This is a genomic window from Allosphingosinicella sp., from assembly GCF_036387215.1.
Classification (GTDB): Bacteria; Pseudomonadota; Alphaproteobacteria; order Sphingomonadales; family Sphingomonadaceae; genus Allosphingosinicella.
In genome coordinates this window covers 1-14,122 of record NZ_DASVUE010000279.1, presented here as the reverse complement: position 1 = coordinate 14,122, position 14,122 = coordinate 1, and the positions used below count along the sequence as shown (strand labels likewise).

The 14,122-nt window shown below is 66.7% G+C and carries 11 protein-coding genes; 4 read left to right on the top strand and 7 right to left on the bottom strand.

From position 1 onward, the window contains the following. From hisC to VF662_RS11420, 4 genes are all read right to left on the bottom strand, one after another. Nucleotides 1-1,464, bottom strand: a 1,464-nt coding sequence (gene hisC, locus VF662_RS11435; protein WP_464141202.1) for a histidinol-phosphate transaminase, incomplete at its 3' end; no start/stop codon positions are given. Then, nucleotides 1,461-2,759, bottom strand: a complete 1,299-nt coding sequence (hisD, locus tag VF662_RS11430) for a histidinol dehydrogenase (protein WP_464141200.1) — start codon at nt 2,757-2,759, stop codon at nt 1,461-1,463. The genes hisC and hisD, both read right to left, overlap by 4 nt. Further along, on the bottom strand, nt 2,756-3,646 hold the full coding sequence (gene hisG, locus VF662_RS11425) for an ATP phosphoribosyltransferase (RefSeq protein WP_464141198.1): 891 nt from the start codon (nt 3,644-3,646) through the stop codon (nt 2,756-2,758). Before hisG ends, hisD begins: the two co-directional genes overlap by 4 nt. Next, nucleotides 3,636-3,968: a YerC/YecD family TrpR-related protein gene (locus tag VF662_RS11420; RefSeq protein ID WP_464141196.1), complete on the bottom strand. Its 333-nt coding sequence runs from the start codon at nt 3,966-3,968 to the stop codon at nt 3,636-3,638. Before VF662_RS11420 ends, hisG begins: the two co-directional genes overlap by 11 nt. Before the next feature lie 159 nt (nt 3,969-4,127). Here VF662_RS11420 and VF662_RS11415 point away from each other — a divergent pair, with 159 nt between their 5' ends. Beyond that, nucleotides 4,128-4,856 carry a FadR/GntR family transcriptional regulator gene (locus VF662_RS11415; RefSeq protein WP_464141194.1) on the top strand — a complete coding sequence of 243 codons (729 nt, stop codon included), beginning with the start codon at nt 4,128-4,130 and terminating at the stop codon, nt 4,854-4,856. A gap of 9 nt (nt 4,857-4,865) precedes the next feature. On the opposite strand, the gene VF662_RS11410 is transcribed toward VF662_RS11415, so the two are convergent. Then, nucleotides 4,866-5,927, bottom strand: coding sequence for a glycoside hydrolase family 43 protein (locus VF662_RS11410; RefSeq protein WP_464141191.1), 1,062 nt, complete (start codon nt 5,925-5,927; stop codon nt 4,866-4,868). A gap of 47 nt (nt 5,928-5,974) precedes the next feature. Between VF662_RS11410 and VF662_RS11405 the strand changes: the two genes are divergently transcribed. Continuing rightward, nucleotides 5,975-6,997 (top strand): glycoside hydrolase family 43 protein, encoded by a 1,023-nt coding sequence (locus VF662_RS11405; RefSeq protein ID WP_464141189.1) that lies wholly within the window; start codon nt 5,975-5,977, stop codon nt 6,995-6,997. A 10-nt stretch (nt 6,998-7,007) separates the two neighbouring features. Further along, nucleotides 7,008-8,240, top strand: coding sequence for a glycoside hydrolase family 172 protein (locus VF662_RS11400; protein ID WP_464141186.1), 1,233 nt, complete (start codon nt 7,008-7,010; stop codon nt 8,238-8,240). 48 nt (nt 8,241-8,288) lie between these two features. Here the strand turns inward: VF662_RS11400 and VF662_RS11395 are convergent, their stop codons facing one another. After that, on the bottom strand, nt 8,289-11,126 hold the full coding sequence (locus VF662_RS11395) for a TonB-dependent receptor (RefSeq protein ID WP_464141184.1): 2,838 nt from the start codon (nt 11,124-11,126) through the stop codon (nt 8,289-8,291). Between the two features lie 249 nt (nt 11,127-11,375). Here VF662_RS11395 and VF662_RS11390 point away from each other — a divergent pair, with 249 nt between their 5' ends. Next, complete coding sequence (locus VF662_RS11390) at nt 11,376-12,899, top strand: tryptophan halogenase family protein (protein ID WP_464141182.1); 1,524 nt, start codon at nt 11,376-11,378, stop codon at nt 12,897-12,899. A 32-nt stretch (nt 12,900-12,931) separates the two neighbouring features. Here VF662_RS11390 and glf read toward each other — a convergent pair. Then, nucleotides 12,932-14,122, bottom strand: a 1,191-nt coding sequence (gene glf / locus VF662_RS11385; RefSeq protein WP_464141180.1) for a UDP-galactopyranose mutase, incomplete at its 5' end; no start/stop codon positions are given.

Genomic DNA, 14,122 nt, shown 5'->3' with positions numbered 1-14,122 from the left:
GCCGATGTGGCTCGCCTCGAAGCTGCCTTCGAAGACGCTGTAGGGGCGGCCGGAAACGTCGATCAGCACGTGCGCCTCGGTCTCGTCCATCGGCAGCGAGAAGCCGAAGCGGCCGATCCCGCGCCGGTCGCCGAGCGCCCGGGAGAGCGCCGTGCCGAACGCGATCGCGCAATCCTCGATGCTGTGGTGTCCATCGATGTCGAGGTCGCCGTCGCAGGAGAGAACCAGTGAGAAGCCGCCATGCGCCGCCACCTGGTCGAGCATGTGATCGTAGAAGGGGACTCCCGTGTCGATGCGGCGCGGGCTCGGCCGGTCGAGGTCGATCGCCACTGCGATCTGCGTCTCCTTCGTGTCCCGCACGACCTCCGCGCGGCGCGACGGCTTTTCGTCTCGTTCCACGCCGAGGGCGGCGAGCGCGGCCTGGTTTTCGGCATCGGTGCCGATGGTGAGGCGGAGCCCGCCCGGTGCCGCGTTGGGGCGGAAGCGGGCGCGGATGCCAAGTGCGTTCAGCTTCCTCGCCAGTGCTTCGGGGTCCTCAACCTCAAGGAACAGGAAGTTGCCGCCGCCGCTCCGGACGCGCTTCACGATGGGGGATTGCTCGAAAAAAGGCGCGAGCCGCTCCCGATCCGCCTTGATCTTGGCGATCCGCTCCTCGTGCACCGGCCGCCGAGAAGGGGCCAAGGCAGCGAGCGCGGCCTCGATCGACAGGCTCGGCAGCGGATAGGGCGGAAGCGCGCGCGCTGCGATGCCGACCAGCTCAGCATTGCCGATCAGCGCGCCCACGCGAGCCCCGGCAATGCCGTAGGCCTTGGAGAGCGTCTTCAGCACGACGAGATTCTGCCGCCGCACGGCTTCGTCCGCGAGGCTCGGCGTGTCGGAAAATTCCATATAGGCCTCGTCCAGAACGATCAGCGTCTCGGACAGTGCATCCGCCACCTTCAGCACGTCGGCGGGGTCCACCGGATTGCCGGTGGGGTTGTTCGGCGAGCAGATGAAGGCGAGCTTCAGGGACGGCTCTCCCGAGACCGCCTCCAGGAACGCAGCGGCATCGAAGTCGAAGTTGGGATCCAGCCTCGCCTCCATCACCCGCGCGCCCTGCAGCCTCGCGAAGTGCGCGTAAGCGGAGAAAGTGGGCGTGCAGATCGACACTGCATCTTCGCCCGGTCGGCAGAAGGCGCGCACCAGGATGTCGATCGCATCGTCCGCGCCGCGGGTGACGGCTAGCTCCTGCGGCGCCACGCCGTAGAGCGCCGCCATCGCCTTCTTGAGCCGCGCGGGCTGCGGCTCCGGATAGCGGTTCAGCCCGGCTGCAAGCGCGCCCTCGCTCAGCGGCGGGTAGGGATTTTCGTTGGCGTCGAGCTTGATCGCGTCGGGCCCGAACGCATCGTTGGCCTGCGCGGCGATGTCGAACGGCGCCAGCGCCAGTATCTCCGGCCGCGCGAGGCGGGCTGCGAGCGAGGTCATGCGAGCACCGCCTCCGCCCGGGCATCGGCCGCGCGCGCATGCGCTTCCAGCCCCTCCAGACGGGCGAGCGCGGCCGCCGGGGCGGCGATTCGGCGCGCGCATTCCTTGCTGACGGTCTGCACGCTCATCGCCTTCAGGAAGGTATAGACGGAGACGCCGCTCCACGCCCGCGCCGCGCCATCCGTCGGAAGGACGTGGCTGGAGCCTGCTAGATAGTCGCCGAACGTCTCGGCAGCCATGCCGCCGGCGAACACGGCGCCGGCATTGCGGATGTCCGGCACCAGAAGCTCCGGCTCCGCGACGGCGAGCGAGAGATGTTCCGGCGCATAGTCGTTCGCGATCTCCACCGCCGCCTGGAGGTCGGAAGCGATCAGGATGCGCGCGCTTCCGAGGGAGGCTTCGGCCGTCCCCGCCCGCGGAAGCGAACGAAGCTGCTCGCGAACCTGCCGCTCGACGGCTTCGGCCACTCCCCGGGAGGGGGTCACGAGCAGCACCTGCGCCGACGTGTCATGCTCGGCCTGGCTCAGCAGATCCGCCGCGACGGTCGCCGGATCGGCGCACTCGTCCGCAATCACCATCAGCTCGCTGGGACCTGCCGGCATGTCGATTGCCGGTCCTCCCGCCAGCGACGCGACGTAATTCTTGGCCTCCGCGACCCACGCATTGCCGGGGCCGCAGATCTTGCCGACGCGGGGAATGTCCCCCGCCCCGAACGCAAGCGCCGCCACCGCCTGGGCGCCGCCGACCGTCCAGATCGCTTCGATCCCGCACAGCTCGGCGGCAAGCGCGATGACCGGATCGAGGCCGCCGCCCGGCCGCGGCGGAGTGACTGCGACCAGCTCCCGCACGCCCGCCGCCTGCGCCGGGATCGCCAGCATGAGCAAAGTGGAAAAGAGCGGCGTCTTCCCGCCCGGAATGTAGAGCCCCACCCGGTCGATCGACCGCCAGACCTTGCGGACGACGAGCCCCGGCATTGTCTCGACCGCATGCTCTTGCGGCATGCTTCCTTGGTGGAAGGCGCGGATGTTCTGCGCCGCCAGCTCGATCGCTTCCACCTGCTCGGCCGAGAGCGTCCGCCGCGCCTCGGCGGCAACGGCCGCCACCCGGACCAGCCGGAGCGCTTCGCCGTCGAGCTGTTCCGCCTGCTCGGAGAGCCCCTCCCAGCCGCGCGTGCGCACATCTTCGACGATCGCCCGCACTGCAGCCTGCAGCCCCGCATCGCTGCGCTGCGCCGGCCGCGCCAGCGCGTCGGCGCGGCCGGCGGCATCCAGGGAAGACCAGTCCAGCGTCCTCACAGCATCATCTTTTCGATGGGAACCACCAGGATCGCCGAGGCGCCCGCGTCCTTCAGCTTCTGGAGCGTCTCCCAGAACACCGATTCCTGGCACACCGCGTGCACCGCAAAGTGTCCCGGCCGACCGTGCAGCGGAACGATCGTCGGAGCTTCCGCGCCCGGCAGGATGGCGCTGATCCGCTCCAGCGATTCCTCGCCTGCATTCATCATGATGTACTTGGAGTCGCGCGTCGCCAGAACGCCGTCGATGCGGCTGAGGAGACGGCTCCCGAGCTCGGCCTTCCGATCCCCCACATCCCGTGCGGTGCGCACCAGCACCGCCTCGCTGTCGAGCACGGTTTCGACGGCACGAAGGCCGTTCGCCTCCAGCGTCGCGCCGGTGGAGACGAGGTCGCAGACGAAGCCGGCGATGCCGAGCCGGGGTGCAAGCTCCACCGCCCCGTTCATCTTGACGACGTCCGCCTCGATGCCGCGCTCGTCGAGGAAGCGGCGGACGAGACACGGATAGGAGGTGGCGATGCGCGATCCCCTCAGCGTCTCCGGCCCGCGATATTCCGCCGTCTCGGGCGCGGCGATTCGCAGGCTGCAGCGGCCGAAGCCGAGCCGAGCAACGATCTCGATCCCCGCTTCCGCCGCGCCGAGCGCGAACTCCTGGAGCACATTCTCGCCGACGACGCCGAACTCGCACACGCCGTCGCTGACGAAGGTTGGAATATCGTCGTCGCGGACGAACATGAGGTCGGCCGGGAAGTTCTCGACCCGCGCGGTAAGATCGTTCTTGCCGTTCTGGATCCGAAGGCCCGCATCCTTCAGGAGGCCGCGGCTGTAATCCGACAATCGTCCCGACTTCTGGATCGCGATGTGGAGGCGGCTCTCGTCAACCAGCATCGGCGGCCTCCATCGAATCGATCGCGCGCCGGTAGCCCTGGTGCGGCTCCTGCCGGAGGAAGCGCGCGATGCGGACGATGGTGGTCGTGCTCACCCCGGTGGCCTCGTGCACCTCGCGATAGGAGAGATCGGTGCCGTCGAGCAGCCGCGCCACGTGCCAGCGCTCCGCAAGCGTCCTAATCTCCGCAGGCGTGCACAGATCGGTGAGCAGGCGGCACATCTCGTCCTCGGTCTTCGGGGTGCGAAGGGCGGCGCACAGATCCGCAGTCAGCACTGCAACCTCGCGCGTTGGCCTGATCCCCTTCTCTTCATCGATCGCCATATTTTGTTTCATCGTGTTAATACGCTGGAGCGCGCCGATAGGTCCGCCGCCGAGCCTGGTCAACCCGAAAATGGAGAGATCTCCCGTTCCCCATACGGCCAAAAGGCTATTGATCGGGCAGGTCCGGCAGTGAACAATCGCCGCCAGGAGGACGGATGATTGGAGATTGAAGGAACCTCGCGGCAGGCGACCGGCGGGCTGGGCCGCAACCTCACCTACGGGCTGCTGGACACGCTCGGCCGGACGATCGTCACCGGCGGCTATGAAGGGCGGCGCTTCCCGACCGAGGCGGAGCTTGCGAGCGAGCATGGCGTCAGCCGCTCGGTGACGCGCGAGGCCGTGAAGATGCTCACCGCCAAGGGCCTTCTCACCGCGCGGCCGCGGACCGGGACGATCGTTCAGCCCTCCTCATCCTGGAATTTGTTCGATCCCGATGTGCTGCGGTGGCTGCTCGAGCGCAAATTCTCGCTGCAGCTGCTCCGCCAGTTCAGCGAGCTGCGCTTCGCCATCGAGCCTTCTGCGGCGCGGCTCGCGGCTCAGGCAGCGACCGCAGAAGGGATTTCGGGGATCGTTGCCGGATTTCAGCGGATGCAGGCCGCCGAAGCAGGCGCCGACGATCCGCTCGAAGCCGACATCGCCTTCCACGTCGCGATCCTCGAGGCGTCGGCCAATCCGTTCTTCGTGCAGTTCCGCGACGTCGTCGCAACGGCGCTCCGGACGTCGATCCGCTTCACGAACCGGTTCAAGGGGCGCACCGCAAGCCTTCCCGCCCACCGGTCGGTGCTCACCGCGATCGAGGCGAAGGAGCCGGAAGCGGCCTACCAGGCGATGGCGTCGATCGTGGACGAGGTGATGGTGCTGATCACCGAGGCCGAGAAGCCCGCCTGAGCGACATCCTCAGCGGCGCACCGCCGGCGCCGGCCGCGGACCCGAGGAAGGACCGTTGCCTTCGATGCGCGGCCAGCCGTCCCTCCAGACGATCCTGTCGATCAGCATGATCCGGCGCGTGTTGATGTCGTCGGTGGGCTTGTGGCGCGGGCGCCGCGCATCCACCGCGTGGTAGAGCATCCAATGATCGCCCTTTGCGTCCTCGATGACGCTGTTGTGCCCCGGCGCCACCCAGATGCCGCGATGCTCAAGGATCACGCTGTTTCGCGCGCCCGTTGCCGCGGCCATGGTCTCGAACGGCCCGGTGGCGCTTCGCGAGCGGGCGACCAGCACTGCATAATGCGCCTTCGGCCCACAGCAATTGTCGCCGGAATAGAAGAGGTAGTAATAGCCGTCCCGCCGGATCACCCAGGCGCCCTCGATCAGCCGCTGATATTCTCCAGGGTCTTCGGATTTCACCGGCTGCACGAGGTCGACCGGCTTACTGCCGCTCGCGAAGGAGATGCGATCGGGCGCGAGCTCCTGGACCTTGATCGGGCCGAAGCCCGACCCCCAGTAGAGGAGCCGCTTGCCGGTGGCGGGATCGTCATAGGCCATCGGATCGATGTTGATGAACCCGGAGCCGCACTGGAGCGGCCGGCCTGCGTCGCGGAACGGCCCCACAGGGCTCGCGGACGTCGCGACGGCAAGGCAAAGGCCGCGGCTCTGATCGGTCAAAGCCGCATCCGGCTTGGCCGAATAATAGAGGTAATAGGTCCCGCCAGACCGGTGCACGTGAGGCGCCCAGAAATCCTGCGTCTTCGTCGCCCAGTCCGGCTTTTGCGGCAGCGCGTCGCCGACCAGCTCCCAGCGGACCAGGTCGGCGGAGCGGGCGACCTGGACGTTCCGCATCGGGTCTCCGCCCTGGGTGCCGTAGACGTAGTAGAAGCCGTCCGTGCCCTTCAGCACCGCCGGATCGGGAAAATCGGCGTCGAGCACGGGGTTCGAGTAAGTGAGCTCCTGGCGCGAGGTCGCACAACCGGCGATCGAGGCGAGAGCGAGGAGGATCAGCAGGGCCTTGCGCATCGCCATCGCATATCACTCTTCTCTCGCTCCAGCGACGGGTCTATTGAATCGTCATGATCAGAATTGCTTCGGCTTTGGCCCTTCTCGCCGCAGCCGCCGCAGCCGTTGCTGCGCGCGAGCCGGTGCACCTCCCCGTCTTCCAGGAGGACTTCCCGGATCCGGCCGTGATCGAGCACAAGGGCCAGTTCATCGCTTATTCGACCAACAACGGCGCCAATCTGCCCGTGGCGGTCTCGAGCGACCTGGTGAACTGGCGCTTCGCGACCCGCCCCGACAATCCGAAGAAGCCGCTCGACGGAATGCCGAAGCTGGGCGCGTGGGCGCGGGTGGGACGCACCTGGGCGCCGGAAGTGATCGAGATCGGCGGACGCTGGGTGCTCTATTACACGGCCCGGCACGACAAGCGGAACATCCAGTGCATCGGCGTCGCGACCGCGACCGATCCGCTCGGGCCGTTCGTGGACACCGCCCAGGATGCTCTCGTCTGCCAGCCGGAGCTCGGCGGGACGATCGACGCCAACGTCTTCCGCGACGCCGACGGGAAGCTCTACCTTTACTACAAGAATGACGGAAATGCGGTGCGCAAGCCAACGGAATTATGGGCTCAGCGCCTTTCCGACGACGGCACCGCGCTCATCGGCGAGCCGGTATCGCTGAAGCTCAAGAACGATCAGCCGTGGGAAGCGCACGCGATCGAGGCGCCGACCATGGTCCGGCGGCCGGGGGGCTATACGATGCTCTATTCGGCCAATCATTTCGGCTGGGAGCCGCACCAGCGGCTTTCGCCTTATGCGATGGGCTATGCCGTCTGCACCGGCCCGATGGGGCCGTGCACGGATGGTCCGGGGAGCCCGATCCTCTACAGCTACAACGACAAGGAGGCGGGCTGCCTCAGCGGGCCCGGGCACCAGTTCGTCTTCAAGGGCCGGGGCCGGGATTTCATCGCCTTCCACGGCTGGGCCGCCACCAAGGGCTGCCGCAAGGCCGACGACAAGCGCTACCTCTACGTCGCGCCCTTGTTCTGGAAGGAGGGCAAGCCGGTGGTGGGGCCGAGCCTGCGCGCCGCCGCGAAGTAGCAGGATGCGGTTGCGGCACCTGCTCTGTTGCTCGGCCCTGGCGGTCGCCGCGCCCGCCGGCGCCCAGACGGGGGCCGACGCGCCGCTCTACCGGTTCCAGCCCGGCTCCGAGACGCGCTGGGCAAGCCCCGAGAACGCCGGCGCGGCCAAGGGCGCGGGCGCGCGCGAGAATAAGGGCGCAAAGGGGCATGCTTTCGACACCATCCCGGTCGGGCGGTCGCTGGTCCTCGCCGACATCAAGGGCCCGGGAACGATCGACCGGATGTGGATGACGATCGAGGACCGGTCGCCCGACGCGCTCCGCGGCCTGAAGCTCGAAATCTTCTGGGACGGTGCGGCGACGCCGGCGGTCTCGGTCCCGCTCGGCGACTTCTTCCTGCACGGCGCGAGCGAAATCACGGCCATGGAGACGGCGCTGTTCGCGAGCCCCGAGGCCCGCTCCTTCGTCTCCTACGTGCCCATGCCGTTCCGCAAGAGTGCGCGGATCGTGTTCACCAACGAGAGCGCCAAGCAGGTCAACCTGATCTTCTACGACGTCAACTACCGCGCGCTACGCGCCCAGCCCGCGGACGCGCTTTACTTCCACGCCTGGTGGAGCCGCGACCGGGCGACGAAGCTCGGGCAGGATTTTCGCATCCTTCCGCGCGTCCGTGGCCGCGGACGCTTCCTCGGCACCAGCGTCACCGTCCTCACCAACCCTGTCTACGAAAAGACCTGGTGGGGCGAAGGCGAGGTGAAGATCGCGCTCGACGGCGACCGCTCCGACGCCCCGACGCTCGTCGGCACCGGCACCGAGGATTATATCGGCACCGCCTGGGGCCAGGGCGCCTATATCAACCGCTATCAGGGCGCGCCGATCGCAAGCTGGGACAATGAAGGCCGCTGGACCTTCTACCGCTTCCACATCCCCGATCCGATCTTCTTCGAGCGCGACATCGAGGTGGCGCTCCAGCAGATGGGCGGGGCGCGAAAGAACATCGTGCTCGGGCTCCAGAAGAAGGGGGCGCCCCTGATCCCGGTCACGATCGACCCGGGCTCGCGCACCAATTTCCAGCAGCTTCTTACCAGCGGGAAGGCGCTCTCGGACCCGTCGCTCCCGGACGGCCACACCAATTACTATCGAAGCGACGATGTGGCGGCGGTCGCCTATTTCTACCTCGACCGGCCGGAGAACGGCCTGCCCGCGATCGCCTCGTCCGCCGAGCGGCACGCTGCGCTGAGGCTCCCGCCGGAAAAGAAATAGCCGGAGGACGGCATCCCGTCCCCCGGCTGAAAGTTGCTGCCGCGCCGCTTAGAAGCGGAAGCGGATGCCGCTCGAAAGCACCGATTCCTCGAACCGGACGATCAGCGGGAAGACCTCCCTGCTCGTCTCCGCTCCGGCCGTGTAGTTCACGCGGACGATGTCGGACTTGAACGGCTTCGAGAGGATGTTCGTCCAGTCGAAGAACACCGTCAGATTGTCGGTGACGGTATAGCTGCTCGACCAGTCGAGCCGCGAGACCGGGTGGCCGCGTCCCTGAAGGGTGTAGCCGCCGCGATCGGAGAGCCCCGCCTCGGGGAAGCCGGTGCGGTAATTGTAGGCAAGCCGCAGCGTCAGGCCATTGCCCTCGTACATACCGACCAGGTTGTAGGTCCACTTGGACACGTCGGGGATCCGCAGCCGTGCCGTGTAGGGCACAGGCGGGTTGGTCGGGCCCGTTCCGGTACCGGGGAGATTGCCGGTGGTCGGGTACTCGGCCTTGGCGTCGATATAGGTGACGTTGGCCTGAATACCGAACTCCCGCGCCCATTCCGGGAAGGATTCGAAGTCGAAGAAGGTGCTGACCTGGCCTTCGAAGCCCTGGATGCGGCCCTTGTTCGTGTTGAACGGACCGGTGATCAGGATCGGCAGGCCCTGCGGATCGGGATCGGGCAACTGGAACTCGCTGGTGGCGATGAAGCCCCTCATGTCACGCCGGAAGACCGCCGCCGAGGCGAAGCCGTTGCGCGAGAAATAATATTCCAGGCTGGCGTCATAGTTCCGCGAATCCAGCGGCGTCAGGAACGGATTGCCGCCGCTACCCCTGCGCGCGCAGCTCGGCAGCGTCGGGCTGCACCCGGGAGGCGAGCCGAGGCTGAACGACGGGTTGAGCTGCTGGAAGGTCGGCCTGGTCCGAGTCTCGGTGGCGGCGAGGCGGAGCTGCAGCTCGGGCGAGAAGCGGATGCGCATGTTCGCGTTGGGCAGCCAGTCCGTATATTCGTTCTCGTAGCGGACGGGAGTGCCGCCGCCGGTGAGGCCGCTCAGCGTGCCGCGGATATCGTCCTCGGTCTTCACCACGCGGAGGCCGACGGCACCGTCGATGGTCGTGCTGCCGAGCTCCAGCTCGTAACTGACCTGGCCGTAGGCGGCGTAAGCCTTCTCGTTGATGTTGAAGCTGCGCGTCGGATCGACCGGCGGGCCGTCAAGCGAACCCGTCCCGGAAAGGCCGATGTTGAACTGCCGCAGGTCGCGCAGGTTGCTGCGGACGCTGTTGTAGGTCGGAGCGAGCCAGGTAAGCGGGAACGGCTTGTGCTTGTCGCCGCGGAACGCGGAGTGGAACAGCTGGTAATCGAGCGGCACCTTGGTGATCGAAATATTCTTGCCGCGCTGGTTCCAGTAGAAGGCGCCTGCAGTCGCCGAGGAGTCGCGATTGGTGTAGCGAACGCCCCACTGGATCTTGGGGATTGCAGTGAAGCCCGGCTCCCATTCGAAGTCGAGCCGCGCCTGCCAATCGTCGCCCTTGGCGACGAGGTAATCCTCGAAGAAGCCGCGGTAATTGTAGATTGCCGGATTTGCCGGATCGATCCCGCGCACCTGGAAGGTCGGGCCGTAGCCGCCCGGCCTGCCGGTGTAGAAATCGACCGAGAAATTGTTGGTGTTCAGCTCGTAATCTACGCTCTCGGTCTCGAGGTCGAACTTGCTGTCCGTGCGGGCGATGTCGCCGCTGATCCGAAGCGCTCCGGCATCGTAGCTGCCGCCGACGGCGAACTGGAACGTGTCCGTCTCACGCCGGGTCGCGCCCTGGAAGCCCCAGGTCTCGTTCGGGTTGCAGCAGGCAGTCGGGCGGTTGACGGTTCCGCTGATGATGTTGGGTCCGTCACGCTCGATATTGGTGTAGCTGGCGCCGCCCCAAAGCGGCTGCGCCCACATATTGTCGGTGACCTTCTCGCGGTAACCCTGCCACAGGCCCTCGACGTAGAATTCGAGGCCCGGCGCGGGACGCCACTGGAGCGCGCCGTTGATCGACGGGCGCTTACGGTCGGCTTCGTTATAGTGGATTTCCGGCCAGTCGGGCGAGCGGCCGCCCGCCAGATCGGCGATGAAGAAGCCGTGGCGGCGGATCGAATCCTGGTAGTGAAGCTGGGTGTAGGAGAAGTTGATCAGCGCTCCGACCTCGCCCGCACCGACATCCCAGCGATTGGAGAAGAGCAGCTGAGCGTTGGGCGAAAAGTCCTCGGACTGCCGCGGGTAGACGCCCCAGACGGAGCCTGCGATCTCCATGCCCTTGAAGTCGAACGGGCGGCGCGAGCGGACGTTGACGAGACCGGAAAGCCCCGGCTCGACGAGATTGGCCGTCGACGTCTTGAACGCCTCGATGGCGCTGATGCCGCCGGCCGGGAAGTCCTGCAGAGCGACCGAGCGGCGTTCCGCGGTGAAGATCTCGCGGCCGTTATAGGTGGTTGTATAGAAGGTCTCGTTAAGGCCGCGCAGAAGCACCTGCCCCGCCTCGCCGCGTTCGCGGAGCACCTGGATGCCCGGGATGCGGGCGGCGGTATCGGAGACCGCCACGTCGGGCAGCTTGCCGATATCTTCGGCGACGATCGCATCGACGATCTGCTCTGAGTTGCGCTTGACGTTCTGCGCCGACTGGAGCGAGCGCCGAAGGCCGGTGACGACGATCTCTTCGCCGGCGCCCTGGTCCGTCCCGGAGGCGGTCTGCACCGCATCGTCCGTCTGCGGAGAGCCGGCCGCGGGATCCGCGGGCGATTCCTGCGCCTGGACGTTGGGATCGACGGGCTTGGCCGGAGCGCTCTGCGCCGCGGCGGGCGTCGCCATCAGGGCGAAAGCCAAAGTGGATACCGAAGAAAGGGCGAGCGACCTCAAGCGCATGTGAATCCCCCTAGAATAGCGCATCGTGCCAAGGCCTTCTTTGAGGCCATTACCGCTCAATATCGCAGCCCCCGAAAACACTGACAAGCCATTTGTCCGATTAATGGGCGACTGTGGCATTAGGGCCGCAAAGCTGTGCCCGGTGCGCTACCTTGGCCCACTCTTCCGAGGGCGCCCCGCCCGCCCGCTTGCAGATTTCCCGCCGCGGGCCGAAAAGCGGGCGCTTCAGCCGAACGGCACCGGACCAAGATGAACGAGCACAGCATCCGCAACATCGTGATCGTCGGCGGCGGAACCGCCGGCTGGATGGCGGCCGCCGCCTTCTCGAAGCTCCTCGACACGAGCGCGACCCAGATCACCCTCATCGAATCAGACGAGATCGGAACGGTCGGCGTCGGCGAAGCGACGATCCCGCCGCTCATCGCCTACAACAACATGATCGGCATCGGCGAGGACGAGTTCCTCGCGGCGACGCAGGGCACGTTCAAGCTCGGCATCGAGTTCGTCGACTGGGGCGCGCAGGGCGAGCGCTACTTCCATCCGTTTGGCGAGCATGGGCAGGACTTTCGCGGCGTCCATTTCCATCAGCTCTACCTGCGCGAGCGGAAGCGGCGCCCGCTCGACGACATCTCAGCCTGGTCGATGAGCTCCACTGCGGCGGCGCTCGGCCGCTTCGCCCGCCCCGGCCCCGACGCGCGCCTGCCGCTGTCGCAGCTTGCCTATGCCTTCCATTTCGACGCAGGGCTCTACGCCCGCTTCCTCCGCGGCCTTGCCGAGCAGGCGGGCGTGAAGCGGGTGGAAGGCAAGATCGTCGATGCCGCGTTCGACGGCGGCAGCGGCCACATCCGGTCGGTCACCCTGGCGAACGGCACCACCCTGTCCGGCGACCTCTTCATCGACTGTTCCGGCTTTCGCGGCCTGCTGATCGAGGAGAAGCTCGGCACCGGCTATGAGGATTGGACGAAGTGGCTGCCCTGCGACCGCGCGGTGGCGGTGCCCAGCCGCTATTCCGGTCAACCCGATCCCTTCACCCGCTCCACCGCCCGCGCCAGCGGCTGGCAATGGCGGATCCCGCTCCAGCACCGGATGGGCAACGGCCTCGTCTATTCGAGCAGCCACATCTCGGACGCCGACGCCGAGGCTTTGCTGGTCGCGAACCTTGAGGGCGAGAAGCTCGCCGATCCGCGGCGCCTGTCGTTCCGGGCGGGGCGGCGGCGGCTCGCCTGGAACGCCAACGTCGTGTCGCTCGGCCTGTCGAGCGGCTTCGTGGAGCCGCTGGAATCGACCAGCATCCACCTCGTCCAGAGCGGCATCGCCAAGCTGCTCGCGCTCTTCCCGGACAAGCGTTTCGACCCGGCCGAACGCGACGAATATAACCGCCAGATGCAGGACGTCTTCGAGGACGTCCGCGACTTCATCATCCTACACTATAAGGCGACGCGGCGGGACGATTCCGAGTTCTGGAATTACTGCCGGAAGATGGACGTTCCGGACAGCGTCGCCGGCAAGCTCGACCTGTGGCGATCGAAGGGCCGGCTGTTCCGGCAGGGGCGCGAACTGTTCGGCACGGCGAGCTGGGTCGCGGTGCTGCTCGGCCAGGGTGTGGTTCCGGAGACCCACGAGCCCGCCGCCGACGCGCTGGCCCCGGAGATGATCGCCGACGCGCTCGACAAGATGCGGCTGAGCTATCGCCGAATGGCCGAGCACATGCCGATGCACGGCGAGTTCATCGCCCGCTCCTGCGCCTCGAACAGGAACGGGGCCCTCCCCTAGAGGAAGGCCCCGTTCGTTGAATATGCTCCGGCTTATTCCGCGGCTTCGGTCCAAATGGCCGTGCGGGCGGGCTTCGCCGTCGCCTTCCGCTTCGCGTCGAGCTTGCGGAAGGTGGCCAGCGCCTGGCCGACGATCTGGTCCATATTGTAGTAGCGGTAGGTGGCGAGCCGCCCCACGAACGTCACGCCGGCCGTCGAATCGCCAAGCGCCTCATACTTCTTGAACAGCTCCTGGTTCTCCGGCCGCGGGATCGGGTAATAAGGATCGCCCTCCGCCGACGGATATTCGTAGGTGATGCTGGTCTTCTTGTGCTGCTGCCCGGTGAGGTGCTTATACTCGGTGATCCGGGTGTAGGGCACGTCCGGGTGCGGGTAATTGACCACCGCGACCGGCTGGAAATTCTCCTGATCGAGGATCTGGTGCTCGAACTTCAGGCTCCGATAAGGGAGCTTGCCGAAGCGGAAGCCGAAATATTCGTCGATCGGCCCGGTGAAGATCGTGTGGCCTGCATCCACCTGATCGACGATTTCCTTATAATCGGTCGAGAGCAGCACATCGATGTTCGGATGGTCGAGCATGGCGTTGAACATCGCCGTATAGCCATGCTTCGGCATGATCTGGTGCTTGTCGCCGAAATAGCGGTCGTCGGTGTTGGTGCGCGTCGGGATGCGCGAGGTCACCTGCTTGTCGAGCTCGCTCGGATCGAGGCCCCATTGCTTGCGCGTATAGCCCTGGAAGAACAGTTCGTAGAGCTCGCGCCCGACGGCGTTGATCACCACGTCCTCGGACGTCCTGATCTCGTCCACCGGCTCAGCGCGTGAAGCGAGATATTCGGCCGCCTCCTCGTCGGTCTTGAGGTCGAGGCCGAACAGGCTGTTGAGCGTCGTCCGGTTGATCGGGATCGGCACCAATTTGTCGCGGACGCTGGCGAGCACGCGGTGCTCGTAAGGCCGCCATTCGGTGAACTGCGACAGATAATCGACGATCTCGTCCGAATTGGCGTGGAAGATGTGCGGCCCGTACTGGTGGATCAGCACGCCCGCTTCATCGAGATGGTCGTAGGCGTTGCCGCCGATATGCGGGCGCTTGTCGACGACGAGCACGCGCGCATCGTGCTGGCTTGCAAGCCGCTCGGCGAGCACGGAGCCCGCGAAGCCGGCGCCGACGACGAGATAGTCGTACTTCTTCTTGCCGGCGGTCGTGACGAGCCGCGGCCCGGCGGC

Excerpts from the sequence above, each read along its gene's own strand:
- hisG (WP_464141198.1), bottom strand. The coding sequence starts at position 3,646 with ATGCTGGTTGACGAGAGCCGCCTCCACATCGCGATCCAGAAGTCGGGA.
- VF662_RS11405 (WP_464141189.1), top strand. The coding sequence starts at position 5,975 with ATGATCAGAATTGCTTCGGCTTTGGCCCTTCTCGCCGCAGCCGCCGCA.
- VF662_RS11410 (WP_464141191.1), bottom strand. The coding sequence starts at position 5,927 with ATGGCGATGCGCAAGGCCCTGCTGATCCTCCTCGCTCTCGCCTCGATC.
- VF662_RS11390 (WP_464141182.1), top strand. The coding sequence starts at position 11,376 with ATGAACGAGCACAGCATCCGCAACATCGTGATCGTCGGCGGCGGAACC.
- VF662_RS11395 (WP_464141184.1), bottom strand. The coding sequence starts at position 11,126 with ATGCGCTTGAGGTCGCTCGCCCTTTCTTCGGTATCCACTTTGGCTTTC.
- VF662_RS11420 (WP_464141196.1), bottom strand. The coding sequence starts at position 3,968 with ATGGCGATCGATGAAGAGAAGGGGATCAGGCCAACGCGCGAGGTTGCA.